A 25,414-nucleotide genomic window follows, 5' to 3' on the forward strand; every position below is an offset into this window, starting at 1 on the left:
CATCCGACGGCGGAAGTGGTCAAGACCACCTCCCGGAGGGTGATAGAGTCGTTCACGGCTCGGGCCCATGGCGCAGTTGGTAGCGCGTCTCGTTCGCAATGAGAAGGTCGGGGGTTCGAATCCCCCTGGGTCCACCGAGAGAAAGCCCCGGCGAAATCGCCGGGGCTTTCGTCATGTCCGGAGTCGTGCGCGACGCGGCGGGCGGCACGTCGGGAGCCGGCTCAGAGCAGGCCGGTCAGCACCCCTCCGTCGGCGCGGAGGGCGGCGCCGTTGGTGGCGGAGGAGGCCGGGCTCGCCAGGTAGGCGGCGAGGTGGGCGATCTCACTGGGCTCGATGAAGCGGCCGAGGAGCGTCGTGGCGTTGCCGGCGATGATCGACGCCTTGAGCACGTCCTCGTCGATGGACTGCGCCCGCGCGATGTGGCGCACGGCCTCCGCGACCCCGTCGGAGTACGTGGGGCCGCCGAGGATCGTGTTGACGGTCACCTCGGTGCCGCGCGTGAGCTTGGCGAGTCCGTTGCTCACCGCGAGGACGGCGGCCTTGGTGAAGCCGTAGTGCACCATGTCGGCCGGCACGTTCACGCCCGACTCGCTGCTGATGAAGATGATTCGACCCCAGCGGGCCTCCAGCATCGCGGGAAGCAGCCCGCGCGACAACCTCACCCCGCTCATCACGTTCACCTCGAAGTAGCGTTGCCAGTCCGCGTCGGAGACCTCGGCGAACGGGGCCACGCCGAACAGGCCGACGTTGTTGACGAGGATGTCGACGGGACCGAGGGCGTCGATGAGCGAATCGACCTGCTCGGCGTCCGCGAAATCGGCGGGGACGCCCGAGACGACGGCGCCGGGGACCGAATCGCGGAGGGCGTTCGCGGCGTCGTCGATCCGGCCCCCGTCACGTCCATTGATCACGACCTCGGCGCCTGCTTCGAGGAGGGACTGCGCGATCGCGAACCCGATCCCCTGTGTCGAGCCGCTGACGAATGCGCGCTTCCCGGTCAATCGCAGTTCCATGCTGATCCTTTCACTTGCTTGAGCAAGTGAACCTTACGCGTATTCGCTTGCTTGGGCAAGTGAAGTGCTAGCCTGCTCGTATGTCGGAATCCAGTCCGTCCCGGATGAGCCGCGACGACCTCGAGACCTGGTCGGCGCTCGCGACCGTCCTCGAGTGGCTTCCGCCCGCGCTCGATGCCCAGCTGTCACGCGAGTTCGACCTCACTCACTTCGAGTACGGCATCCTCTTCGCGCTCGCCGAGGCTCCCGATCGCACGCTTCGGCTGCGGGTGCTCGCCGACTTCGCGAACAGCACGCTGTCACGCCTGTCCCGAGCGGTCTCCCGACTCGAGACGCGGGGGTGGGTCCGCAGGGTGCCCGACCCGGACGACGGTCGCTCGACCCTCGCGGAACTCACCGATGGCGGCTGGGACGTGTTCGCACGTGCGACCCCCGGCCACGAGGCCGCCGTCGACCGGCTCGTGCTCGACGTGCTGACCGGACCGCAGCGTCGCCAGCTGCGTGACATCAGCCGCAGGATCATGGGCGCCATCCGCGATGAAGACGGCTGGCGCGCAGGGTGAGCCGGCCCCGCGCCTAGGAGGGCGTCATCCGGACGCCCGGGGAGCATCCGGGCGACCGCCGCCACGACGGCCGCACGACGAGAGGTGTCCGTCGCGCGGGTGTCGACGCCGATCAATCCCGGAGGTGCGAGCTGCCACGCCTGCGCGATCGCATGGATGATGACGAGCAGGTCGACGGCGGTGAAGGTCTCCGAGGTGCTTCCCTCCACCGACTCGACCTTGGCCGCGTACGTCTCGAGCGGCTCGGAGGCGGCATCCGGTCGCTCGAGTTGCGCCCACAGGCAGATCCGGAGCACCTCCGGCTGCTGCTGATGGAAGTCGAACAGGTCGCCCGCCCAGCCCGCGAGATCCGCCGGCGTGGGCGGCACCGCCCGCGCCATGGTGCGGATCGCGTCGGCCACGGCAGCGTCGAACAGGCCGCTCTTGCTGCCGAAGTAGGCGTAGATCATCCGGACGTTGCAGCCGGCGTCCGTGGCGATTCGTTCGATCCTCCCGCCCGCGTGACCATAGGCGGCGAACTCGCCGATCGCCGACGCCAGGATCCTCGCCCGTGTGGCATCCGCATCCCGCTGACCCATCGCGTCCCCTTCGCGGCCGAGGTTTGACAGGGGCGGCCGCGCTCCCTAGCCTATAAGTAAATAGATACTTACTTAGGAGCCACGTGGAATCGAGCATCGAACGGGCGCTGGCGATCACGCCCGCATCCACCGCGCGCGAGCGCACCATCGACATCACGACGACCGGCGCCCGGACGCGTCGCCCCCGACGGATCGAGGTCTGGTTCTATCGGGTCGACGGCCGGATCTACCTCACCACCTCGCCGGCCAGGCGCGACTGGTACGCGAACATCGTCGCCAACCCCGAGTTCACCTTCCACCTGAAGCACGGAGTCCGGGCCGACCTTCGGGCGGTGGGCACGCCGGTCCTCGACCGGATGCAACGGAAGGCGGTCTTCTCGTCGGTCATCGCGGACCTCGACCAGCCGTCGAACCCCGCGGGCATCCTTCAGCCCGTCGCATCGCTCGAGGAATGGATGGTCGGGAGCCCGCTCATCCTCGTGCAGCTCCCCGGCGAGGCGCGCCGGTGAGCGGGGCGGAGCCGCGCATCGCCGTCGTCACGGGGGCGAACCGGGGCCTCGGGCGGGCCACGGCGCTCGCGCTCGCGCGTCGGGGATTCCGCGTGGTGGCGACGTACCGCGGCGACGCGGCCGAGGCCGAGGACGTCGTCCGGGCGGCACGGGAGGCCGGAGGAGATGCCGTCCCGCAGCGGCTCGACCTCGCCGACATCGCGTCGTTCCCGGCATTCGTCGCCACGACGCGACGCACCGTGGCGGAACGCTGGGGCGCGTCGCAGGTCGACCTGCTCGTCAACAACGCCGGCATCGGCAGGTTCGCCCGGCTGGAGGAGGCCACGGTCGAGGAGTTCGATGCCCTCGTCGGCACCAACGTGCGAGGCACCTACTTCCTCATCCAGGCGATGGCGCCGAGCATCCGGCCGGGCGGTCGGATCCTCAACGTGTCGACGTCGCTGACGCGCCATGTCAGCGCAGGCACGTCGCTCTACGCGGCGTCGAAGGCCGCCGTCGAGTCCTTCACGCGGACCCTCGCCGTTCGAGCTCGGCCCCCGCGGCATCCGGGTCAACAGCATCGCTCCCGGACCGACCGCCACCGACTTCAACGGGGGAGCCATGCGGGACGATCCGGAGCTCCGCGATGGCCTCGCCGCCCGCACCGCGCTCGGCCGTGTCGGCGAACCCGACGAGATCGCCGATGCGATCGTCGCCCTGGCGTCGAACGACCTCCGCTGGATCACGGCCGAGCGCATCGAGGTCTCGGGTGGCAGCCTCCTCTAGATGTGACACCTTCGCGACGCGGCCGGTTCCGCCGGGGCGGCGACCGGAGCCGCACGTAGGGTGGAGCACATGTCGCACCCTCCGACCCAGTCCATCCCGCTCACCGAGGGCAAGCGGCAGCAGGCGTTCTGGGTGTGCGTCTCGGTCGCGGCGCTCACGATCCTCGACCTCTCCAAGGTGAACGTCGGCCTGCCGTCGATCGAGGAGGCGTTCGACGCGAGCTCGACCGAGCTGCAGCTCATCGTGTCGGGCTACGTGCTCACGTTCGGGCTCACGCTCGTGCCCGCCGGGCGCATCGGCGACCAGCGGTCGCGCAAGCTCCTCTTCGTCATCGGGCTGAGCCTGTTCACGCTCGCGAGCATCGCCTGCGCGCTCGCGCCCACCGGGGCGGCGCTGCTCGTGTTCCGGCTGATCCAGGGCGTGGCGGCCGGCATCCAGATGCCGCAGGTCATCGGCCTCATCCAGGAGCTCTTCCAGGGCAAGGAGCGCGGCCGCGCGTTCGGCCTCTTCGGCGCGACGATCGGACTCGCGACCGCCTTCGGCCCCACCCTCGGCGGCCTGCTCATCGCCCTCGGCGGGCCCACCGACGGCTGGCGCTGGATCTTCTGGATCAACGTGCCGCTCGCCCTCGTCGCGATCGCGCTGGCGATCTGGGTGCTGCCGCAGACCCGCACGCGCTCGCACCGGCCGCTCGAGCTCGACCCGGTCGGCGTGCTGCTGTTCGGCATCACCGTGCTGTCGCTCATGTGGCCGTTCCTCTTCACCACGGGTGCGCCGACCGACGACCCGGCCCGCTGGTGGCTGCTCGTCGTCTTCGTGCTCGCGGGCACCGCGTTCGTCGCGTGGGAGCGGCGGTACGCCGCGCGCGGGAGGCATCCGCTCGTGCCCCTGGCGCTCTTCTCGATCTCGTCGTACCGCAACGGCACCGCGCTCGCGACCATGTACTTCGCCGCGATCCCGGCGATGTTCCTGCTGACGACGCTGTACCTGCAGCACGGCCTCGGGCTGGCGCCCGTGTACGCAGGCATGGTCTCGATCGGGTTCGCGCTGCTCAGCGCCATCGGGTCGTGGCGCGGCGGCCTGCTCGTGAACCGCTTCGGACGGCGGCTGGTGGTGCTCGGCATCGTCATCGTGCTCGTCGGCATCGGACTGCTCGTGCTCGCGGCCCTCCTGACCCCGCCCGAGGTGACGCCGTGGGCGATGGCGGCCGCGATGCTCGTCGCCGGCCTCGGCGGCGGCCTCGTGATCTCGCCGAACCAGACGCTCGCGCTGGCGGACATCCCGGTGAAGCAGGGCGGGCTCGCCGGGTCGGTCGGCCAGCTGGGCCAGCGCATCGGCACGGCGGTCGGCACGGCGATCGCGCTGTCCCTCTTCTACTCGACGATCTACCGCGAGTCGGCGGGCCAGCCCGACCTCGACACGTACCACGACGCGTACGGGTTCGGCATGCTGGCGGTGGCCGTGCTCGTGGCGCTCGCACTGGCGATCGGCCTCGCCGACCTCGGGGCCCGGCAGCGGCAGCGCCGCGAGTTCGGCTGAGCGGCGGTGCCCGGTGGTTTCGACGGGCTCAACCACCGGCGGTGGTCGAGCCTGTCGAAACCACCACCGCCCGCCTGGCTCACCGGATCGCGAGGATCCGCTTCCGTTCCTCGGCCGGCACGTGCTCGATCGCGGCGCGCAGCGCGGCCCGGGGCATCCGTGCCGCCCGTGCCTCGACGAACGCGACGAGCCGCTCGGGTTCGAGGTCGCCCGCGCTGCGCAGCACCCAGCCAACGGCCTTGTGCACGTACGGGTGCGGATCCTCGGCGAGGGCGCCCGCGAGCCGGAACGTGTCGTCGGCCTCGCCGCGCCGGAGGAACGCGAACGTCGCGACGAGTGCGGTGCGGCGCTCGGGCCAGGCGTCGGATGCCGCGAGCCGGTCGAGCAGCGACCGGTCGGCGCCGGCCGGGGGAGCGCCGGCCAGCCGTGCGCCGATCACGTCCCGGGCGGCGAGGTCGACGAGGTCCCACTGGTCGATGCGGTCGTGGCGGCGGAGGTAGAGGTCGAAGAGCTCGGCGCGACGCTCGTCGGACGTGCGCCGGTCGGCGGCGGACTTGCCCATGATGCTGCACGCGAGCGCGCGCACCTCGTGCTCGGGGTGCTCGAGCAGCCATTCGAGCTCGGGGATCTGCAGGTCGAGGGCGGTCTTCGCGAGCGCGAACACCCGGCCCATCGGCACGCCGAGGAACGGGGCATCCGGATCGGGCGGGAAGTACCGCTCGTACTTGGTCCGTTCGGCCTCGGTGGCCATCGCCTCGAGCTCGCCGACGAGCTCCGTCGCATCCGGTCGCGTCGCCTCGGCCATCGCCCGCCCCCTGCCGGGCGCGAGCGCCGCGCCCGCGGCCAGCGTAGCGGCGCGCGTCAGTGCACGGCGAGCGCCTCGGCCGGGGCCGGGGCGTCGGCGAACGCCGCCTTCGGGACGAAGACCAGCACGACCGCGGCGACGAGCGCCGTCAGCCCGCACACGAGCCAGACCGTGACGTACCCGGCGAACGACCCGGCGGTGCCCTCGGCGGCGGCGCCCGCCGCGTGGCTCATCAGGGCGATGCCGAACACGCACGACGCGATCGCGCCGCCGATCGTCTTCACGGTGTTCGTGAGGCCGGTCGCGACACCGGTCTGGTGCGCGGGCGCGGCCGCCGCGGCCGCGGCCGGAAGCGCGGCGACGAGCGCCCCCGAGCCGATGCCCGCGACCACCATGTTGGTCAACGCCTGCCAGTAGGCGTCGTGGAACGGGATGAAGAGCAGGTACCCGACGCCGACGAGCACGGATGCGCCGATCAGCGCGACCCGCGGTGTGACCGCCCGGGCGATCCGCGGGAAGGCGAGCGCGCCCACGATCATCGCGATGAGGTAGATGCCGATCAGGAGCGACGTGGTGAACCCGGCGGTGCCGAGGCCGTAGCCGTACGTCTCCGGGTCGGTGCGGGCGAACGTCGACAGCGGCGCCTGCGCGCCGAGCACGCTCACGCCGAACAGGCCCGCCGTGAGGAACACGGGCCACAGCGACGGCGAGCGGAACATCCGCACGTCGATGAGCGGGTCGTCGTGGCGGAGCTCCCACCAGGCGAACGGCGCGACGAACGCGACGCCCAGCACGACGAGCCCCCACGAGAGCAGGTCGGCCGGGCCGTTCAGCCGCAGGAAGCTGAGGCCGCCCGTGAGCGAGAGCAGCGCGAGCGTGATGAGCACCAGGCCGACGGTGTCGAACCGGCCGCCGGCGAGGTCGGGCGACTCCTTCACGCCGAACTGCACGACGAGGTAGCAGGCGACGACCGCGAGGGCGGGCACGAGCAGCACGACCTGGAGCGGCAGCGCATCGATGAGCGCGCCGCCGACGAGCGCACCGGTGATCGCCCCCGCCTCGAGGGAGGCGACGAGGATGCCCGCCGCCTTCGCGGTCATCGCCGCGGGGCGCTCGGCGCTGCGCGAGCGCGACCAGATCAGCGCGACCTCGAGCGGCAGCCAGACGACGTAGAAGCCCTGCAGCGCCCACGCGACGAGGAAGACCGCGAACGAGTCGGTGAACGGCAGCACGAGCGACGCCGCCGCGGTCACGGCGGTCGAGACGAGCAGGATGCGCTTGTGCCCGATCATGTCGCCGAGCTTCGCGAGCGCCGGCACGACGAGCGCCGACAGCATGAGCTGCGACCCCTCGAGCCAGTTCACGTCGGCGTCGTGGATGCCGAGGTGGCGGGCGATGTCGGTCAGCAGCGGGGTGTAGTACCCCTGCAGGATGCCGCTGGTGAACTCGACGAAGGCGAGGAATCCGACGATCGCGGCCACGGGGCCGAGCTTGAGGGCGGCGGGCATCGGCGCTCCAGTGCGGGGGACGGGGCCGCGGGGGACGGCCGGAGGTGCGGGCCCGCGGCGGGGGACGCGGCGGGGTGCCTCAGCCTACCCCGGCAGCGATGCGATCAGCGCACGGTGGAAGCGCTCCCCGCGCTCGAGCGAGTCGATGGTGACGTGCTCGTCGACGCCGTGGATCGTGGCGCGCTGCGCGGCCGTCATCGCGAGCGGCGCGAACCGGTACACCGCCGGCGAGAACCGGTGGAACCAGCGCGAGTCGGTCGCGGCCATCATGACGTACGGCGCCGTCGGCGTGCCCGGGTAGGCGACGTCGACGGCCGCCGCGATCGCGCGGAACCGGTCGTCGTCGACGGGCGACTCGGGCGAGGGCTCGCTGCCCTCGACGATCGCCACCTCGACCTCCGGATCGCGGACGACGCGGCGCACGCGTGCGGTGGCCGACGCGACGCTCTCGCCGAGGGCGATGCGGAGGTTCAGGATGGCGGATGCCTCGTTCGGCAGCACGTTGTGGGCGCTCCCGCCCGCGAGCATCGTCGGCGCGACGGTCGTGCGCACGATCGCGGCCGGTTCGCCCCCGAGCCGGGCGAACACCCGCGCGGTGACGGCGGGGGCGGCGACGAGTGAGCGCAGCAGCGCGCGGTTCCGCCCCGTCGTGTACGGCACGAAGGTGCGGAGCATCTCGCGGATGGTCCGGGGCATGCGCGCCGGGAACGGGTCGCGGGCGAGCCGGTGCAGGGCGCGCGCGATGCGCGACGCCGCGGTGTGCGCGGGCGGCGCCGACGCGTGCCCGCCCGCGGTGCGCGCGGTGAGCCGGAGCGTGAGCACGCCCTTCTCGCCGACGCCGACCATCGCCGCCGCGACGGGCACGAACGGCAGCGGCGCGTCGACGACCGCACCGCCCTCGTCGATGACGAGCCACGGCGTGATGCCGCGTTCGTGGAACAGGTCGGCGATGCCGCGTGCGGCCTGCCCGTAGCTCTCCTCGTCGCCGCCGAACGAGAGGTAGACGTCGCGCGCCGGCGCGAAGCCGTCGGCGAGGAGGTTCTCGACCGCCTCGAGCAGCACGAGCATCGGGCCCTTGTCGTCGAGCGTGCCGCGGCCGTGCACGGCGCCGTCGGCGATGCGCCCCTCGAACGGCGGCGCGGTCCAGCCGTCGTCGTCGCCCGCCGGCACGACGTCGTAGTGCGCCATGAGCACGACGGGGTCGGCGGCGCTCGCACCCGGCCACCGGTACAGCAGCCCCAGGTCGCCGACCTGCTCGAACTCGAGGCGCTCCGCCACGAGCGGGTAGAGCTCGGCGATGAGGTCGCGGAACGCGTGGAAGTCGGCGAGGCCGCGCCGGTCGAGCTCGGCCGACACCGTCGGGAGCTGCACCATGCGCGCGAGCCGTTCGGGGGCGCCGGGGCGCACGACGACGGAGCGGGTCATCCGCTCAGCCTAGGTGCCCGGAGCGGCGGCTCACGCCGCGGCGGCCTCGGGCGCACGCGGGGTGAGCAGCGCGCCCAGCTCCGCGCACGACAGCTCGCGCCCGAACACCGGATGCCCCGGCTCGAGCAGCACCCCGTGCGCGAGGGCGCCGCCGTCGACGGGGTCGAAGCCGATCGCGTCGATGAGGCGGGCGATCACGCGACGCGCCTCCGGGTCGTCGCCGACGACGGCGAGCGCCCGGCGGAGCGTCGAGCCCGGGGGCATGCTGTCGTCCTCCATCTCGTGGTACCCGAGGTGGTTGAGGCTCTTCACCAGTCGCGCCGCGGGATTGCGCGCGGCGTTGATCTCGCTCGTGGAGCGCGGGTCGGCGTCGACCTCGGGGATCGCGCCGTCGATCGGCGGCCAGTAGTTCATCGCGTCGACGACGATGCGGCCGTCGAACGAGCCCCACGGCACGGTGCCGGCCTTGCCGAACGGCACAGCGACGACGATCACGTCGGCCGCCGCGACGAGCGCGTCGGGCGAGGCGACCTCGGTGCCAGGGGCCACCACGCCGACGACGAGGTCGAGCGCGGTCTGGCGCGGCGAGCCGGCGATGAGCACGCGGTGGCCGGATGCCACGAGCAGTCGGGCGAGCGCCGTGCCGACCTTGCCGGCTCCGAAGATGCCGATCACCGGTCGATCCATGCCCTCAACTCCCTCCGTCGTGCGATCCGCGGCTGGTCCGGACGTCGTGGAGCGCCGGACGGGCCGGCCACGATGCATCCGTCTGCATGGAACGCCGCGCAGCACGCCCGCATTCCCGTGCTGCCATCGTCGCACTGGTCGTGGTGATCGGGCTGGGAATAGGCTCATCGGGGACAGGGGGCGACGGATGGCTCGGAACCACGAATTCGGACTCGACACGTTCGGCGACGTCACGCTCGGCGCCGACGGCGAGTCGCTGCCGCACGCGCAGGTGCTGCGGAACGTCGTCGACGAGGCCGTGCTGGCCGACCGGCTCGGCCTCGACTTCTTCGGGGTGGGCGAGCATCACCGGCACGAGTTCGCCGTGTCGGCGCCCGAGGTGGTGCTCGCGGCCATCGCGGCGCGCACCGAGCGGATCCACCTCGGCTCGGCGGTCACCGTGCTCTCCAGCGACGACCCGGTACGGGTGTTCCAGCGCTTCGCGACGCTCGACGCGCTGTCGGAGGGGCGGGCCGAGGTGATCCTCGGCCGCGGGTCGTTCATCGAGTCGTTCCCGCTGTTCGGCTACGACCTCGCGCAGTACCAGGACCTCTTCGAGGAGAAGCTCAACCTCTTCGCCGCGCTGCTCACGCAGGAGCCCGTGACGTGGAGCGGCAACCTGCGCTCGCCGCTCGTCGACCAGCTCGTGTACCCGCCGGTCGAGCACGGGCGGCTCAAGACCTGGGTCGGCGTGGGCGGCAGCCCCGAATCGGTCGTGCGCGCGGCGAACTACGGCCTGCCGCTCGTGCTCGCCATCATCGGCGGCAGCCCCGCCCGGTTCGCACCGCTCGCCGATCTCTACCGCAAGGCGCTCGACCAGTTCGGCCACCCCGAGCAGCCGATCGCGATCCACTCGCCCGGACTCGTCGCCGAGACCGACGAGGCGGCGCGCGACCTGCTCTGGCCGCACTACGAGCGGATCATGAACCGCATCGGCCGCGAGCGCGGCTGGGGCGCCGCGACCCGCGAGCACTTCGAGGGGGAGGCGGGCCCGAACGGGGCGCTGTACGCGGGCAGTCCCGAGACGGTCGCGCAGAAGATCGCCGCGGCGGTCCGGGCGATCGGCGCGACCCGGTTCGACCTCAAGTACTCGAACGGCACGTTGCCGCACGAGGCGATGATGGAGACCATCGAGCGCTACGGCACGCAGGTCGTGCCGCGGGTGCGGGAGCTGCTCGCGGAGGACGACGCGGCATAGTGCGTCGGCCGGCGCGACGCGGCAAAGCGTTGCGGCCCCTGCGCCGCGCGCCGGCTCGCCCGCTCAGCCCGCCCGCACCGCCCGGCGCTTCACCGCCCGGCGGAACCACGCCGCGTCGGGCAGGCGGGCGAGGAACGTGCCCGCGATGATCGTGATCAGCACGTACGACGTCGCCAGCGGCGCCAGCTGCGGCGCGACGCCCGAGCCCACCGCGAGGCCCGCGATCACGATCGAGAACTCGCCGCGCGGCGCGAGCGACAGGCCCGCGCGCCACTGGCCGAGCGTGGCGACCCCCGCCTGCCGGGCGGCGTACATGCCCGTGAGGAGCTTGGTGCCGATCGTGATCACCGCGAGCACGATCGCCGGCACCAGCATCGGCAGCAGGCCCGTGGAGTCGGTCGCGAGGCCGAAGAACACGAAGAAGATCGCCGCGAACAGGTCGCGCAGCGGGGTGAGCAGCTGCCCGGCGTTCTCGGCGACCCGCCCCGAGATCGCGATGCCCACGAGGAAGGCGCCGACCGCCGCCGACACGCTGACCTCGGCCGCCAGGCCCGCGATGAGCATGGTCAGTCCGAGCACGCCGAGCAGCAGCGGCTCGTAGTCGTCGGCCGGGAACAGCCGCGAGACGATGTGCCCGTGCCGGAGCGCGACGAACAGGATGAGCGCCACGACGGCCACCGCGATCGCCACCGAGATCGCACCCTGGGCGAGGCTGACGCCGACCACGATCGCGCTCAGCACCGGCAGGTAGAACGCCATCGCGAGGTCCTCGATCACGAGCACGGCGAGGATGCCCGGCGTCTCGCGGTTCGACAGTCGGCCGAGGTCGCGCAGCAGCTTCGCGATGACGCCCGACGACGACACCCACGTGACGCCGGCGAGGGCGACCGCCGCCACCGGGCCCCATCCGAGGACGAGCGCCATGAGCGCGCCGGGGATCGCGTTCAGCAGGGCGTCGACGATGCCCGCCTTGCGGGCCGACTTCAGGCTCCCGAGGAGCTCGTCGGCCGTGTACTCCAGGCCGAGAAGCGCGAGCAGCAGGATGACGCCGATCTCGGCGCCGGTCTGGAAGAACTCCTCGCTCGCGTCGAACGGGAAGATGCCGCCCTCGCCGAACGCGAGCCCCAGCACGAGGTAGAAGGGGATGGGCGAGATCCCGATGCGCAGGGCGATCCGCCCGAGCAGGCTCATGCCGAGGAGCAGCGCGCCGACTTCGATGAGGAGCAGCGTGGTCTCGTGCACGGGCGGCCCCGATCAGTTCGGGCCGTTGGCCAGCAGCCGTGCGACTCCGTCGAGGCCCTCGCGCGTGCCGACGACGACGATCACGTCGCCCGCGCGGAGGGGTTCGGTCGGGGTGGGCGACGGGATCACGACCCCGTCGCGCATGATGGCGACGATCGAGGCGTGCGTGCGGGTGCGCGCCTTCGTGTCGCCGAGGGTGTGGTTGAGGTAGGGCGAGTCGGTCGGCAGGGCGATCTGCTCGGTGTAGAGGCCCGCGGTGTCGTCGGACAGGCTCGTCAGGCGCGACAGCATGACCGAGGCGCCGAGCACGTCGGCGAGCGCCGCCGCCTCGTCGTCGCTCAGCGGGATGGTGTCGCGGCAGCGGTCGGGGTCGTCCTCGTCGAAGACGCCCAGGTCGCGCTCGCCGTCGCGGTGCGACACCACGCTGATGCGGCGGCCGCCGACGGTCACGAGGTCGTGGCGGACGCCGATGCCCGGCAGGTCGACCTTCTCGATGCGAATTCCCACGGCGCCAATGGTAACCCCGCCGGCGAGTGTCGGCGCCACGCCGCTTCGGGGGCCGCTCAGTTGCCCTGACCGCGCCCCAGGATGGTGGTCGGGATGGCGAGGGCGAGCGCGACGCAGAGGATGCCGCCGAAGAAGACGATCGCCTCCAGGCCGGGCATCGCGAAGGCCGATCCCATCAGCCACATGCCGAACACGAAGAACGCCATGGCGATCACGAAGAGGACGCCGTTCATCCGAACCTCCAGGCCTCGGTGCGGCGCACACGGCCGCGTCGGCGCCAGTCTAGCGACGGGGCGGATGCCTCGTCAGGAGATCGGGCCGAGCCAGGCGTTCGCGATCGTCGCGTGGGCCGACTCGTCGTCGGACGGATGGAAGATGCCGGCGAGCACGTCGCGCGAGAGGCGGCCGAGCTCGTTGCCGGTGAAGTAGGTGGAGCCGCCGGCGACCCGCACCGCCTGGTCGACGACGTGCTTGGCGGTCTCGGTCGCCCGGACCTTCGCGCCCGAGAGCTTCGCGAACCAGAACCGGCCGTGGTCGGCGAGGTCGTCGACGTCGCGGGCGAGCTGCACGAGCTGCGGTTCGATGGCGTCGTACGCGAGGGCCGCGTCGGCGATGCGCCACCGGATGTCGGGGTCGTCGGCGAGGGACCGTCCGTCGGCCTTCATCGACGTGCGCCGGCGGGCGGCCGCGATCGCCAGGTCGAGCGCCCGGCCGCCGATGCCCGTGTACACCGAGGCGAGCAGCAGCTCGAAGCAGGCGAAGATGCCGAAGATGAGGGGGTCGGCGTTGGGGCCGGGATCGAGGCGGCGCACGACGCGATCGGGCGCGGCGAACGCGCCGTCGAGCACGGTCGTGCGGCTCTGGCTGGCGCGCATGCCGAGCGTGTCCCAGTCGTCGAGGATGCGCACGTCGGGGTCGTCGCGGTCGATGAACGCGTACGCGATCTTCGGGCCGTCGGGCGACGTCGTGTCGAGGCCCATCGTGCCGAGCCGGGTCCAGGCGGGCGAGAGCGAGGTGAAGATCTTGCGCCCGGTGAACCGGTAGCCGCCGCCCGGCTGCGGTTCGGCGACCGTGCGCGAGCCGAAGAGCATGAGGTCGTTGCCGGCCTCGCTGATGCCGAACCCGAAGACCTCGCCGGCCGCGGCCTCGCGCTGCAGGAACGCCAGGGTGTCGTCGCCGCGATCGGCCAGCACCTTCGCGACGCCCGTCCACACGAGGTGCATGTTCACCGCGAGCGCGGTGGCGGGCGCGGCGCCCCCGAGTCGCATCTGCGCGCGTACCGCGTCCTCCAGCCGCCAGCCGAGCCCGCCGAGCCCGGTCGGCACGAGCGCGCGGAGGTAGCCGCGTTCCGCGAGCTCGGCGAGGTCCTCGTCGAAGAACGCGTTGCGGGCGTCGTAGTCGGCCGCCCGCTCGCGGAACCGGTCGAGGAGGTCGTCGTCGAGCAGCGTCTCGGGGGTCACCGCGCCAGCCTACGCCGAGGGCGGAGGCGGGGCATCCGTGCCGGTGGCGCCCCCGGGAGCGGCCGCGCCGGCGCCGGCGCCGGCGCCATCGGCCGCGCCGCCGCCGTGCCCGGTTCCGCGCCGGCGGCGCGTCGCCAGCCAGACGATGACGAGCACGATGGCGCCGATCACTGCGAGGGCGAGCAGCCACGGCAGCAGCGCGCCGATCACGACGAGGAGTCCCGACGCGAACGCGACGAGCGCGGTCCAGCCGGCGATGAAGCCGTCCCAGAAGCTCGCAGGAGCGGGCTCGGGTGCGACGCCCTCGGTGACGAGCTGCAGCGTGAGCGTCGAGTAGGCGACCTGGTCGGCGAGGTGGTCGCGCTGCGCGGTGAGGCTGTCGAGCTCGGCCTGTCGGGTCGTGATCTCCGACTCGATCGCGATGAGGTCGGTCGTCGTGGTCGCCTGGCCGAGCAGGGTCGTGAGCCGGTCGATCGACGCCTCGAGGGCTTCGATGCGGGCGTCGAGGTCCTCGGTCTGTCCCGTGACATCCGTGGCGTCGAGGGAGATCGAGTTCACCGTGCCGTAGCCGCGGAGCTCGGCGATGACGTCCTCGAGCTTCGCGCTCGGGATGCGGAGCGTGAGGTCGGCCGACGCCGGCTGGGTGTCGGTGCCCGGCGTCTCGGAGCGGTGGTCGACCCGGCCGCCCGCGGCGGCGGTCGCGTCGGCGGCGTCCTCGGCGCTCGCGATCGGGTCGTCGACGGTGACCGACATCCAGCCGGTGGTGACGACCTCGCGATCGGCCTGGTCGCCGGCGTCCGCGGCGTCGTCGGACTGTCCCGACTCGCCGTCGAGGTCGGCCGGCCCCTCCTGCACGGGGGCGTCGGGTGCGGGCTGCCCGGCGACCCCGCCGGGACTGCTCGAATCGCTCGAGGAGGACCCGGCGGAGCAGCCGGCGAGGAGGGCCACGAGGAGGGCGGCAACGGCCGCCGCGGGTGCGAGTCGTCTCATGCGGTCAGGCTATTTCCGCGGCTGGTCACGGCTGGCTGGGAGTCCGGTCACGATCGGATTCCGCTTCGCTGGGAATCGACGGGCGGACCCAACCGGACGCCCGGCCCGGTCGTCAGGCGAGGCGGGGCGGGGCGGGGTGGGGCGAGCGGGGCGCCGGCCCGCTCAGTCCAGGTCGGGGTCGCGCCCCGTGCGCTCGCCCGACTCGAGCGACGCGAGCGCCGCGAGGTCGTCGGCGCCGAGCTCGAACCCGAACACGTCGAGGTTCTCGCGGATCCGCGCGGGCGACGAGGCCTTCGGGATCACCACGAGCCCCTGCTGCACGTGCCAGCGCAGCACCACCTGCGCGGGCGTGCGCCCGTGCGCGGCGGCGATCCGCGCGATGGTCGGGTCGTCGAGCACGCGGCCGCGGGCGAGCGGCGACCACGACTCGGTGAGGATGCCCCGCTCCGCGTCGTACGCGCGCACCTCGCGCTGCGGCAGCCACGGGTGCAGCTCGACCTGGTCGAGCACGGGCGCGACGCCGGTCTCGCCGACGATCCGCTCGATGTGGTGGGGGTGGAAGTTGGCGACGCCGATCGAGCGCACCCGTCCCTCCTCGCGGAGCCGCACGAGCGCCCGCCAGGTGTCGACGTAGCGGTCGGTCGAGGGGACGGGCCAGTGGATGAGGTAGAGGTCGAGCCGGTCGAGCCCGAACCGCGACATCGAGTCGTCGAACGCGCGCAGCGTCTCGTCGTACCCGTTGTCGTCCTTCCACACCTTGCTGGTGACGAACAGTTCGTCGCGCGGCACGGGCGCGTCGCGCACGGCCTCGCCGGTCTCGCGCTCGTTGCCGTAGAACGCGGCGGTGTCGAGGTGGCGGTACCCGACATCGATGGCCTCCAGCGCGAGGCGGCGGGTGTCGGCGGCCGGCACCTTGTACAGCCCGAAGCCGAGTTGCGGGATCCGGGCCCCGTCGAGGAGCGGCAGGGTGGGTGCGAGGGGGAGCGACATGGCTGGCCTCCGGTCAACTGGGTGTCAGGGGCACCGGTTCGGTGTCGGGGATGGGGCTCGCGTCGCGCCCGCGCAGGTCGGGATGCCACCGTCGCCCGATGATGCCGGCGAGGAGGCCGAGGAACGCGAGGATGCCGGCCGCCCAGAACGCGCCGACCGCGGTGAAGCCGTCGATGAGGAAGCCGGCGAGCGCCGAGCCGAGCGCTGCGCCGATGAGCTGGCCGGTGCCGACCCAGCCGTAGGCCTCGGCGGTGTCGGAGAACTTCACGCTCGCGGAGACGATCGCGAAGAGCACCGCGAGTACGGGGGCGATGCCGGCGCCGGCGATGAACAGGGTGACCGACAGCCACGGGAAGTTCATGCCGAACGCCGCGAGCGCGGTGCCGACGAACACGATGAGCATGCGACGCGCGGTGGCCCAGGGGCCGATCGGCCGGTGCCCGAAGAGGAGGCCGCCGCCGATGCTGCCGATCGAGAAGATGGCGAGCACGATGCCGGCCTCGGCGCCGTCGTGGCCGAACACCGCGACGACGCCGGCCTCGATCGCGGCGCACGCGCCGATGAGGAGGAACCCGACGACGGTCGCGAGCAGCACGGCGGGCCGCGCGAGCACGGCGCCGAGGCGCCGCTTCGAGCGGGGGATGCGCACCCGCCCGAGCTCGGGGAGGAGATGAACCAGGTGCCGCCCGCGACCATCATGACGGCGGCGAGCAGGATGCCCCAGATCGTGCCGATCTGCGTCGAGACGAAGGTGGTGACGACCGGGCCGACGACCCAGATGATCTCCTGGGCGGTGGCGTCGAGGGAGAAGAGCGGGGTGAGCTGGCGGGAGTTCACCATCTTCGGGTAGATGGTGCGCACGGCCGGCTGCACGGGCGGGGTGGCGAGGCCGCAGATCAGGCCGATGATCATGTAGGCGGGGAGCGCGGGTGGGATGACGGCGATCGCGACGACCGAGGCGGTGCAGACGATGAGCGTGAGGATGAGCACGGGCCGCATGCCGAACCGGCCCATGAGCCGGCTGGTGAGCGGGCCGGCGACGGCCTGGCCGACGGAGGTGGCCGCGAGCACGAGTCCGGCCGACCCGTACGACCCGGTCTGCTGTTCGACGTGCAGCAGGAACGCGAGCGACAGCATGCCCGACGGGAACCGGGCGGTGAGCTGGGCGGCGATGATGCGCGCGACACCGGGCGTCTTCAGCAGCTCGGTGTAACTCCCCACGACAGTCGATCGTATCGGCCGGGCGGAGCTCAGCCGAGATGCATCCACTCCGGCTGATATAAGCACAGAATGATAGAATGCCGCCGTGCACGCGTTCGACGTCCTCGGCGACCCGGTGCGCCGCCGCATCCTCGACCTGCTCGCCGACGGCGAGCGGCCGGCCGGCGACGTCGTCGACGTCATCGGCGCCGAGTTCGGCATCAGCCAGCCCGCGGTCTCCCGGCAGCTCCGCATCCTCCGCGAGCAGGGCTTCGCGACCGCCCGGCCCGAGGGCGCCCGGCGGCTCTACGCGCTCGACCCCGAAGGCGTCGACGCGGCATCCGCGGCCCTCGAGCGCTACCGGGCGAGGTGGACCGGCGCGCTCGCCGCGTTGCACACCGAGGTGGCGCGCGGCCGGCGCGATCGGCGGGCCCACGAAGCACGAGGGGAGTGACCCGTGTCCGTGACGAGCCGCATCAGCCGGGACGAGCCGGGCTGGCTCCTCGAGTTCGAGGAGACCTACGACACCGACGCCGCCGACCTGTGGTCGGCGCTCACCGAACCCGGCCGGCTCGCCCGGTGGATGGCCGGCTACCGCGGCGACCTCCGGCTCGGCGGGCACTGGCAGGCCCTCGGCGTCGACGGCGACGTGTACTGCGACGGCGTCGTGGAGGCCTGCGACCCGCCGCACGGGTTCACGACGACCTGGGTCGTCGTCGGCGAGCACCCCTCGCGGGTGACGGTCACCCTCGAGGCGGCCGGGAGCGAGGCCGAGCGCCGCGGCGCCGCCGACGCGGCCCGCACCGTCCTGCGCCTCCGTCACGAGCAGGTCGCGCAGGCGGGCACCGCGCCGGGGTGGCACGCCTACCTCGAGGCCCTCCACGGGCACCTCGCCGACCCGACGGCCGCGCGCGATCGCGCGGCGTGGCTCGCGCGCTTCGACGCCCTGCGGCCGGAGTACGCGGCGCGCTACGCCGAGCTGGGGTGAGCGGCGCGGCACGACGCCGTCGTCAGCCCGCGAGCGCCTTCGCGATGCGCTGCGGCGAGACCGTCTCGGCGGTGCGCAGCTCCTGCGCGTACAGCCCGACGCGCAACTCCTCGAGCATCCAGCGCACGCGCACGAGCGGGGCGGATGCCTCGGGGTCGATCGGCACCGTGCCCCCGGCCTTCTCGAACGCGGTGCGGGCGACGTCGAACTCGGTCGTCGCCTGCCGGTCGCGCCCGGGATTCTCCTGCAGGCGCCGCACGCGCACGACGATGCCCTCGAGGTACCGCGGCAGGTGCCGGAGTCGCTCGATCCCGACCGTCGAGACGAACCCGTTCGGCACCAGCGCCTCGAGTTGCGCGCGGGCGTCGGCGAGCGGCGCCATCAGCGCGAGGCTCGCCGCCTTCGAGATCGCCCGGTCGGCCTCGCGGGCGAGCTTCAGCGTGCGGGCGACGAGCCCGACCGCGGCGAACATGCGGTCCATCACGACCCCCGACACGCCGTCGCGCGCGGCCTCGAACTCGGCGCGGGTGCGCAGCAGCCCGTCCGGATGGCGGGTGCGCAGCTCGCCGTCGACGACGGCCGCGAGCGTGTCGTCGAGCAGCGCCCGCGGACCCGCGTACGCGCTCGCCGCGAGTGCGAGCTTCTCGTCGTTCGAGAGGTGCTCCTGCACGTACGCCACCGGCGACGGCGTCGCGAGCACGAGCAGGCGGAGGATGCCCCGGCGGGTCGCGCGATCGCGCTCCTCCGCGGTCGGCAGCAGTCGGAGCGACACGGATGCCCCGTCGTCGACGATCGCCGGATACGCACGCACCACGTTGCCGCCCTGCCGGGTGTCGACGTGGGCCGGAAGCTCGTCCCAGTCCCAGGTCGTGAGGCCGGTACGCTCGGGGAACTCGACGGTCGCCGGGCCCCGACCGGGGTCGGGCGTGCGACCGCGCCCCGAGGCATCCCGACCGCCCGAGGCATCCCGACCGGAGGCGGCGGCCGCACCGCCCGAGCCGGTGTCGCGCCCGCGCCCGCCGCCGCGCCCCTCGGCGCCGTCGCCGCGGAACGTCGCCGCGACCGCGCGACCGGCACGATCAGCGAGGCGCGCCTGCAGCGCGGCGAGGTCGCGGTCGTCGCCGACGGCGCGCCCGCGCTCGTCGACGGCGCGGAAGGTGATCCGCAGGTGCGGGCTCACTCGTTCGAGGTCGAAGTCGCCCGGATCGACGGAGGCGAAGGTCAGGCGTCGGATCGTCGTCGCGAGCACCTGCGCGAACGGCTCCCGCGGCGTGCCGTCCTCCGGGCCGCTCGGCAGCTCCGCGGCGATCTTCGTCGCCCACTCGGCGGCCGGCACGACCTGGCGGCGCAGCACCTTCGGCAGCGTGCGCAGCATCGCGGTGATGAGCTCGTCGCGCAGGCCCGGCACCTGCCAGTCGAAGCCGGCGGCCTCCAGGCGCGGCAGCAGCACGAGCGGCACGAGCACGCTCACCCCGTCGTCGGGCGCGCCCGGCTCGAACCGGTACGCGAGGCGCAGCGTCTGGTCGCCCTGCCGCCAGCGGTCGGGGAACCCGTCGTCACCCGTCGTCGCCTCCTCGCCGAGGAGGTCGGCGGACGTCATCGTGAGCAGGTCGGGCCGGCGGCGCTGCTCGCCGCGCCACCATTTCTCGAAGGCGCGGGCGTCGGTCGACTCGGCGGGCACGCGCGCGTCGTAGAACGCGAACACGGCCTCGTCGCCGGCGAGGATGTCCCGGCGCCGCGTCCGCTCCTCGAGCTCGCCGAGCTCCCGGCGGAGGTCGCGGTTGCGGCGCACGAACCCGAAGACGCGCTTGTCGAGCGCGTTCCAGTCCCAGTCCTCCTCGACGAGGGCGTGCCGGATGAACAGCTCGCGCGCGAGCTCGGCGTCGACGCGGGCGAGCTGGATGCGCCGCTTCGGCACGATCGGCACGCCGTACAGCAGCACCTTCTCGTCGGCGACGGCCGAGCCCTGACGTCGTTCCCAACGCGGGGCGCTGAACGAGCGCTTCGCGAGCGGGCCGGCCAGCGGCTCCGCCCAGGCGGGGTCGATGGCGGCGTTGGTCCGCGCGAACAGGCGGCTCGTCTCGACGAGCTCGGCGCTCATGATGGCGGCCGGCGGCTTCTTCGCGAGCGCGGAACCGGGGAACACGACGAACCGCGCGTTGCGCGCGCCGAGGTACTCGGCGACCTGCCGCCGGCCCTTGCGGTCGGCCTCGCGCGCGGCGCCCGCGCCCCCGCGGCCGGTCGAGGTGCGCGCGTCGTCGCGCACGCCGAGGTGCGACAGCAGCCCGGCGAGCAGCGCGCGGTGGATGCCGTCAGGGTTCGGGGCGGATGCCTCGCGCGCGACGTGGAGCCCGAGCGGCTTCGCCAGCCGCACGAGCTGTCGATAGAGGTCCTGCCATTCGCGGACCCGCAGGTAGTTCAGGTACTCGGCCTTGCAGAGGCGCCGGAACGCACTGCCCGACAGTTCCCGCTGCTGCTCCTCGAGGTGGTTCCAGAGGTTCAACAGGGAGAGGAAGTCGCTCGTCGGGTCGCGGAACCGGGCGTGCGAGGCGTCGGCCTGCTCGCGGCCGGCGAGGGGGCGCTCGCGCGGATCCTGGACCGTGAGGCCCGCGACGATCGCCAGCACCTCGCGGGACACGCCCTGCGCCTTCGACTCGAGCACCATGCGCGCGAAGCGCGGCTCGATCGGCAGCCGCGACAGCTGCCGGCCGACGCGGGTGAGCCGCGGGCCGCGCGCGTCGGCGTCGTCGCCCTCGATCGCGCCGAGCTCGCGCAGCAGGTCGAGCCCGTCGCGGATGCCGCGGGCGTCGGGCGGCGTGAGGAACGGGAAGTCCTCGATCGCGCCGAGCCCGAGCGACGCCATCTGCAGGATGACGGCCGCGAGGTTGGTGCGCAGCACCTCGGGGTCGGTGAACTCCGGGCGGCGCTCGAAGTCGGCCTCGGAGTAGAGGCGGATCGCGATGCCGTCGCTCGTGCGACCGGATCGCCCCGAGCGCTGGTTCGCCGACGCCTGCGAGATCGCCTCGATCGGCAGGCGCTGCACCTTCGACCGCACCGAGTAGCGGCTGATGCGGGCCGTGCCGGCGTCCACCACGTACCGGATGCCGGGCACCGTCAGGCTCGTCTCGGCGACGTTCGTCGCGAGCACCACGCGACGCCGGAGCCCCGCGACCTTCGACGGCTCGAACACCTTGTGCTGGTCGGCCGACGACAGCCGGCCGTAGAGCGGCAGCACCTCGGTGACGTCGGCGGCGCCGCGCCGGGCGGCGTGCGCGCGCACCGCCTGCTCCGCGTCGCGGATCTCGCCCTCGCCCGACAGGAAGACGAGCACGTCGCCGGGCGCCTCGCGCCCCAGCTCGTCGAGGGCGTCGAGGATGCCCCGCTGCACGTCCTTGTCCTCCGCGGCGGCGCCCTCGTCGTCGGCGTCGTCCGCCGCATCCGCGTCGGCGACCAGCGGCCGGTAGCGGACCTCGACCGGGTAGGTGCGTCCCGACACCTCGATCACGGGGGCCGGCTGCGGTTCGGGCAGCGGCGCGCCCGAGGCATCCGTCGTCGCCGCGAAGTGGCGCGCGAAGCTCTCGGGGTCGATCGTCGCGCTGGTGACGATGACCTTGAGGTCGGGCCGGCGGGGGAGGAGCCGCTTCAGGAACCCGAGCAGGAAGTCGATGTTGAGGCTGCGCTCGTGCGCCTCGTCGATGATGATCGTGTCGTAGCGGCGGAGCTCGCGGTCGCGGTGGATCTCGTTCAGCAGGATGCCGTCGGTCATCACCTTGATGCGCGTCGCCTCGCTCACCCGGTCGGTGAACCGCACCTGGTAGCCGACGAGCCCGCCGAGCTCGCTGCCCAGTTCCTCGGCGATGCGCTCGGCGATCGTGCGCGCCGCGATCCGGCGCGGCTGGGTGTGCGCGATCGACTCGCGCCCGAGCTCGAGGCAGATCTTCGGCAGCTGGGTCGTCTTGCCCGAGCCGGTCGCGCCGGCGACGATGACGACCTGGTGGTCGCGGATGGCGCGCGCGATCTCCTCCCGCTGCGCGGAGACGGGCAGCTCGGGAGGGTAGGAGATGGTCGCGACGGTCGCGGGCATGGCCCTCCATCGTATGACGCGCGACGGGCGCGGCCCGCGCGCTGCCCGCGCTTCGCTGCGGGCGCAATCCCTGTCGGATGTCCCGGGCCCGTGTTGGGATGGAGGCATGACGGATTCCCCGGTGCCCCGCATCCAGCTCAACGACGGCCACTCCATCCCCCAGCTCGGCTTCGGCGTGTTCAAGGTCGACCCGGGCGAGACCGAGCGGATCGTCCTCGATGCGCTCGAGGTCGGCTACCGCCACCTCGACACCGCCCGGATCTACGGCAACGAGGAGGGGGTCGGCCGCGCGATCGCCGCTTCGGGGATCCCTCGCGAGGAGCTCTTCATCACGACGAAGCTCTGGAACGACGACCAGGGCACCGCGTCGGTGCCCGCGGCGTTCGAGCGCAGCCTCGACCGGCTGGGCCTCGAGTACCTCGACCTCTACCTGATCCACTGGCCCACGCCCGCGCGCGACCGGTACGTGGAGACCTGGCGTGCGTTCGAGCACCTGCGCGAGGGCGGGCGCGTCCGCTCGATCGGCGTCTCGAACTTCCTCGCGCACCACCTCGAGCGCCTCGTCGACGAGACCGACGTCGTGCCCGCGATCGACCAGATCGAGCTGCACCCCTATCACCAGCAGCCCGACACCACCGCCTTCGCCGAGGAGCATGGCATCGTCGTCGAGGCGTGGGGTCCGCTCGGCCAGGGCAAGTACCCGCTCTTCGAGCTGCCCGAGGTCGTCGCGGCGGCGGAGGCCCACGGCAAGACGCCGGCACAGGTCGTCATCCGCTGGCACCTGCAGCGCGGGCACGTGCTCTTCCCCAAGTCGAACCGGCGCGAGCGCATGGCCGAGAACTTCGACGTCTTCGACTTCACCCTCGACGACGCCGAGGTCGAGGCGATCACGGCGCTCGAGCGCGAGGGCCGCGTGAGCGCCCACCCGGACGAGTTCAACTGAGCTCGCATCCCCGATCCGCCCGCCGGCGCCGTTCATGGAACGGCGCCGGCGGCGTCTCCGGGCGGTGGGTTCGGGGACGTCTCGCCCGTCGTGCTGGGGATCGAGCGGGTGCGTGGGGTCGCGACACGCCCGGGATGCGTGGTTGATTTGGTGGGTGGGGTGGGGGCGCGTAGGTTTCTATCTGTCGCCACGGCGGCCCGGAGCGCGAGACAGCGAGTCGGGTCGGGTGAGGCGGCTTGGTCTTAGCCAAATAACCTCGTAGTCGCGTTGCGACTCGGTGATTTCAAGCCTAAGATTCTTCCACCTCAACCAGTGAGTCCGGTGCTTCGGCGCGGACGGGGCTGGGAGTGTCCCGCGTGGAGCCCGGTTCGGTGCTCTGGTGGTCGGGGTGTGGTGGTACATTGGATAGGTTGCCCTGGGGGCTGGTCGTTGTGGCTGTAACCCTGGTGCGTCCGTTTCTTGAGAACTCAACAGCGTGCACTATGTTCAATGCCAATTTTTTGAACCCCGACCTGCTCTTCGGAGTGGGTGGGATTCCTTTGATTGATGGACAATTTGATTTTTGAGTCAGTTGTTTCTCTGTCAGTGATTTGAACTCCCTGATGGCCTTCGGGTTGTTGGGAACCATTTTTTTTGGAGAGTTTGATCCTGGCTCAGGACGAACGCTGGCGGCGTGCTTAACACATGCAAGTCGAACGATGATCTCCAGCTTGCTGGGGGGATTAGTGGCGAACGGGTGAGTAACACGTGAGTAACCTGCCCTGGACTCTGGGATAACCCCGAGAAATCGGAGCTAATACCGGATATGACCTTTCACCGCATGGTGGGGGGTGGAAAGTTTTTTCGGTCTGGGATGGACTCGCGGCCTATCAGCTTGTTGGTGAGGTAATGGCTCACCAAGGCGTCGACGGGTAGCCGGCCTGAGAGGGTGACCGGCCACACTGGGACTGAGACACGGCCCAGACTCCTACGGGAGGCAGCAGTGGGGAATATTGCACAATGGGCGCAAGCCTGATGCAGCAACGCCGCGTGCGGGATGACGGCCTTCGGGTTGTAAACCGCTTTTAGTAAGGAAGAAGGGGCTCTTCGGGGTCTTGACGGTACTTGCAGAAAAAGGACCGGCTAACTACGTGCCAGCAGCCGCGGTAATACGTAGGGTCCGAGCGTTGTCCGGAATTATTGGGCGTAAAGAGCTCGTAGGCGGTTTGTCGCGTCTGCTGTGAAATCTAGAGGCTCAACCTCTAGCCTGCAGTGGGTACGGGCAGACTTGAGTGGTGTAGGGGAGACTGGAATTCCTGGTGTAGCGGTGGAATGCGCAGATATCAGGAGGAACACCGATGGCGAAGGCAGGTCTCTGGGCACTTACTGACGCTGAGGAGCGAAAGCGTGGGGAGCGAACAGGATTAGATACCCTGGTAGTCCACGCCGTAAACGTTGGGCGCTAGATGTGGGGACCTTTCCACGGTTTCCGTGTCGTAGCTAACGCATTAAGCGCCCCGCCTGGGGAGTACGGCCGCAAGGCTAAAACTCAAAGGAATTGACGGGGGCCCGCACAAGCGGCGGAGCATGCGGATTAATTCGATGCAACGCGAAGAACCTTACCAAGGCTTGACATGACCGAGAACGCCGCAGAAATGTGGAACTCTTTGGACACTCGGTTACAGGTGGTGCATGGTTGTCGTCAGCTCGTGTCGTGAGATGTTGGGTTAAGTCCCGCAACGAGCGCAACCCTCGTCGCATGTTGCCAGCACGTTATGGTGGGGACTCATGTGAGACTGCCGGGGTCAACTCGGAGGAAGGTGGGGATGACGTCAAATCATCATGCCCCTTATGTCTTGGGCTTCACGCATGCTACAATGGCCGGTACAAAGGGCTGCGATGTCGTAAGGCGGAGCGAATCCCAAAAAGCCGGTCTCAGTTCGGATTGAGGTCTGCAACTCGACCTCATGAAGTCGGAGTCGCTAGTAATCGCAGATCAGCAACGCTGCGGTGAATACGTTCCCGGGCCTTGTACACACCGCCCGTCAAGTCATGAAAGTCGGTAACACCCGAAGCCGGTGGCCTAACCCCTTGTGGGAGGGAGCCGTCGAAGGTGGGATCGGTGATTAGGACTAAGTCGTAACAAGGTAGCCGTACCGGAAGGTGCGGCTGGATCACCTCCTTTCTAAGGAGCACTGGACCAGCTTGCTGGTTCCAGGTGCCCAGATCAGGACCGAATGTGTTCTGCTGGGTGCTCATGGGTGGAACATTGACATAGGTGCCGGTTCGAGTTGATTCGGGTTTAGTACGCCTCTTCGGGGGTTGGAACGGTTCGGGTTGGTGAGGCCGGCACGTGCACGCTGTTGGGTCCTGAGGGACCGGGCGCGGCTCTTCGGAGTCGG

Annotated in this window: 20 protein-coding genes, 1 tRNA gene, 1 rRNA gene and 3 pseudogenes; 11 read left to right on the top strand and 14 right to left on the bottom strand. The window is 71.6% G+C overall.

Going from position 1 to position 25,414, the window contains the following annotated elements; translation table 11 throughout:
• The first annotated feature begins 61 nt into the window (after positions 1-61).
• A tRNA-Ala gene (locus ACGGZK_RS09555) sits at positions 62-134 on the top strand.
• 87 nt (positions 135-221) lie between these two features.
• Here ACGGZK_RS09555 and ACGGZK_RS09560 read toward each other — a convergent pair.
• Positions 222-1,013: an SDR family NAD(P)-dependent oxidoreductase gene (locus ACGGZK_RS09560; RefSeq protein ID WP_395242436.1), complete on the bottom strand. Its 792-nt coding sequence runs from the start codon at positions 1,011-1,013 to the stop codon at positions 222-224.
• Positions 1,014-1,093: 80 nt separating this feature from the next.
• Between ACGGZK_RS09560 and ACGGZK_RS09565 the strand changes: the two genes are divergently transcribed.
• Complete coding sequence (locus tag ACGGZK_RS09565; protein ID WP_395242437.1) at positions 1,094-1,576, top strand: MarR family winged helix-turn-helix transcriptional regulator; 483 nt, start codon at positions 1,094-1,096, stop codon at positions 1,574-1,576.
• Positions 1,577-1,683: 107 nt separating this feature from the next.
• Here ACGGZK_RS09565 and ACGGZK_RS09570 read toward each other — a convergent pair.
• A pseudogene (locus ACGGZK_RS09570) lies at positions 1,684-2,154 on the bottom strand (TetR family transcriptional regulator); the annotation flags it as partial.
• Positions 2,155-2,237: 83 nt separating this feature from the next.
• Here ACGGZK_RS09570 and ACGGZK_RS09575 point away from each other — a divergent pair.
• The 4 genes and pseudogenes from ACGGZK_RS09575 (at position 2,238) to ACGGZK_RS09590 (ending at position 4,967) form a co-directional block, all read left to right on the top strand.
• On the top strand, positions 2,238-2,663 hold the full coding sequence (locus ACGGZK_RS09575) for a nitroreductase/quinone reductase family protein (RefSeq protein ID WP_395242438.1): 426 nt from the start codon (positions 2,238-2,240) through the stop codon (positions 2,661-2,663).
• Positions 2,606-3,133 (top strand): annotated as a pseudogene (locus tag ACGGZK_RS09580) (SDR family NAD(P)-dependent oxidoreductase); the annotation flags it as partial. The gene ACGGZK_RS09575 and the pseudogene ACGGZK_RS09580, both read left to right, overlap by 58 nt.
• Entirely contained in the window at positions 3,114-3,428 is a 315-nt protein-coding gene (locus tag ACGGZK_RS09585) for an SDR family NAD(P)-dependent oxidoreductase (protein ID WP_395242439.1), read from the top strand. The pseudogene ACGGZK_RS09580 and the gene ACGGZK_RS09585, both read left to right, overlap by 20 nt.
• Before the next feature lie 69 nt (positions 3,429-3,497).
• Positions 3,498-4,967, top strand: coding sequence for an MFS transporter (locus tag ACGGZK_RS09590; protein WP_395242440.1), 1,470 nt, complete (start codon positions 3,498-3,500; stop codon positions 4,965-4,967).
• 79 nt (positions 4,968-5,046) lie between these two features.
• Here ACGGZK_RS09590 and ACGGZK_RS09595 read toward each other — a convergent pair whose 3' ends face one another.
• The 4 genes from ACGGZK_RS09595 to ACGGZK_RS09610 all read right to left on the bottom strand — a co-directional run bounded on the left by ACGGZK_RS09595 (position 5,047) and on the right by ACGGZK_RS09610 (position 9,560).
• Positions 5,047-5,772 (bottom strand): DNA alkylation repair protein, encoded by a 726-nt coding sequence (locus ACGGZK_RS09595; RefSeq protein ID WP_395242441.1) that lies wholly within the window; start codon positions 5,770-5,772, stop codon positions 5,047-5,049.
• A 56-nt stretch (positions 5,773-5,828) separates the two neighbouring features.
• Positions 5,829-7,280 (bottom strand): MFS transporter, encoded by a 1,452-nt coding sequence (locus tag ACGGZK_RS09600; RefSeq protein WP_395242442.1) that lies wholly within the window; start codon positions 7,278-7,280, stop codon positions 5,829-5,831.
• Positions 7,281-7,364: 84 nt separating this feature from the next.
• A complete protein-coding gene (locus ACGGZK_RS09605) occupies positions 7,365-8,705 on the bottom strand; it encodes a M20/M25/M40 family metallo-hydrolase (protein ID WP_395242443.1) in 1,341 nt (446 codons plus the stop codon).
• A gap of 30 nt (positions 8,706-8,735) precedes the next feature.
• Complete coding sequence (locus ACGGZK_RS09610; RefSeq protein WP_395242444.1) at positions 8,736-9,560, bottom strand: NADPH-dependent F420 reductase; 825 nt, start codon at positions 9,558-9,560, stop codon at positions 8,736-8,738.
• A 19-nt stretch (positions 9,561-9,579) separates the two neighbouring features.
• Here ACGGZK_RS09610 and ACGGZK_RS09615 point away from each other — a divergent pair, with 19 nt between their 5' ends.
• Positions 9,580-10,629, top strand: a complete 1,050-nt coding sequence (locus tag ACGGZK_RS09615) for an LLM class flavin-dependent oxidoreductase (protein WP_395242445.1) — start codon at positions 9,580-9,582, stop codon at positions 10,627-10,629.
• Positions 10,630-10,692: 63 nt separating this feature from the next.
• On the opposite strand, the gene ACGGZK_RS09620 is transcribed toward ACGGZK_RS09615, so the two are convergent.
• From ACGGZK_RS09620 to ACGGZK_RS09650, 7 genes and pseudogenes are all read right to left on the bottom strand, one after another.
• Positions 10,693-11,871: a cation:proton antiporter gene (locus tag ACGGZK_RS09620; protein WP_395242446.1), complete on the bottom strand. Its 1,179-nt coding sequence runs from the start codon at positions 11,869-11,871 to the stop codon at positions 10,693-10,695.
• 12 nt (positions 11,872-11,883) lie between these two features.
• Positions 11,884-12,378: a cation:proton antiporter regulatory subunit gene (locus ACGGZK_RS09625; protein WP_395242447.1), complete on the bottom strand. Its 495-nt coding sequence runs from the start codon at positions 12,376-12,378 to the stop codon at positions 11,884-11,886.
• Between the two features lie 56 nt (positions 12,379-12,434).
• Complete coding sequence (locus ACGGZK_RS09630; protein WP_395242448.1) at positions 12,435-12,611, bottom strand: hypothetical protein; 177 nt, start codon at positions 12,609-12,611, stop codon at positions 12,435-12,437.
• 72 nt (positions 12,612-12,683) lie between these two features.
• Positions 12,684-13,838: an acyl-CoA dehydrogenase family protein gene (locus tag ACGGZK_RS09635; protein ID WP_395242449.1), complete on the bottom strand. Its 1,155-nt coding sequence runs from the start codon at positions 13,836-13,838 to the stop codon at positions 12,684-12,686.
• A 9-nt stretch (positions 13,839-13,847) separates the two neighbouring features.
• Positions 13,848-14,828 (bottom strand): DUF4349 domain-containing protein, encoded by a 981-nt coding sequence (locus tag ACGGZK_RS09640; RefSeq protein WP_395242450.1) that lies wholly within the window; start codon positions 14,826-14,828, stop codon positions 13,848-13,850.
• A gap of 162 nt (positions 14,829-14,990) precedes the next feature.
• Positions 14,991-15,818, bottom strand: coding sequence for an aldo/keto reductase (locus ACGGZK_RS09645; protein WP_395242451.1), 828 nt, complete (start codon positions 15,816-15,818; stop codon positions 14,991-14,993).
• A gap of 13 nt (positions 15,819-15,831) precedes the next feature.
• Positions 15,832-17,039: pseudogene (locus ACGGZK_RS09650) on the bottom strand (MFS transporter).
• A gap of 85 nt (positions 17,040-17,124) precedes the next feature.
• On the opposite strand from ACGGZK_RS09650, the gene ACGGZK_RS09655 reads away from it, so the two are divergent.
• On the top strand, positions 17,125-17,472 hold the full coding sequence (locus ACGGZK_RS09655) for an ArsR/SmtB family transcription factor (RefSeq protein WP_395242452.1): 348 nt from the start codon (positions 17,125-17,127) through the stop codon (positions 17,470-17,472).
• 3 nt (positions 17,473-17,475) lie between these two features.
• Positions 17,476-18,006, top strand: a complete 531-nt coding sequence (locus ACGGZK_RS09660; RefSeq protein WP_395242453.1) for an SRPBCC domain-containing protein — start codon at positions 17,476-17,478, stop codon at positions 18,004-18,006.
• A 22-nt stretch (positions 18,007-18,028) separates the two neighbouring features.
• Here the strand turns inward: ACGGZK_RS09660 and hrpA are convergent, their stop codons facing one another.
• On the bottom strand, positions 18,029-22,090 hold the full coding sequence (gene hrpA / locus ACGGZK_RS09665) for an ATP-dependent RNA helicase HrpA (RefSeq protein WP_395242454.1): 4,062 nt from the start codon (positions 22,088-22,090) through the stop codon (positions 18,029-18,031).
• Between the two features lie 106 nt (positions 22,091-22,196).
• Here hrpA and ACGGZK_RS09670 point away from each other — a divergent pair, with 106 nt between their 5' ends.
• On the top strand, positions 22,197-23,033 hold the full coding sequence (locus ACGGZK_RS09670) for an aldo/keto reductase (protein ID WP_395242455.1): 837 nt from the start codon (positions 22,197-22,199) through the stop codon (positions 23,031-23,033).
• 630 nt (positions 23,034-23,663) lie between these two features.
• Positions 23,664-25,197 (top strand): 16S ribosomal RNA (locus tag ACGGZK_RS09675).
• The last annotated feature ends 217 nt before the right edge of the window (positions 25,198-25,414 follow it).

Origin of the sequence: Agromyces sp. MMS24-K17, from assembly GCF_043950245.1 — a bacterium.
GTDB lineage: Bacteria > Actinomycetota > Actinomycetes > Actinomycetales > Microbacteriaceae > Agromyces.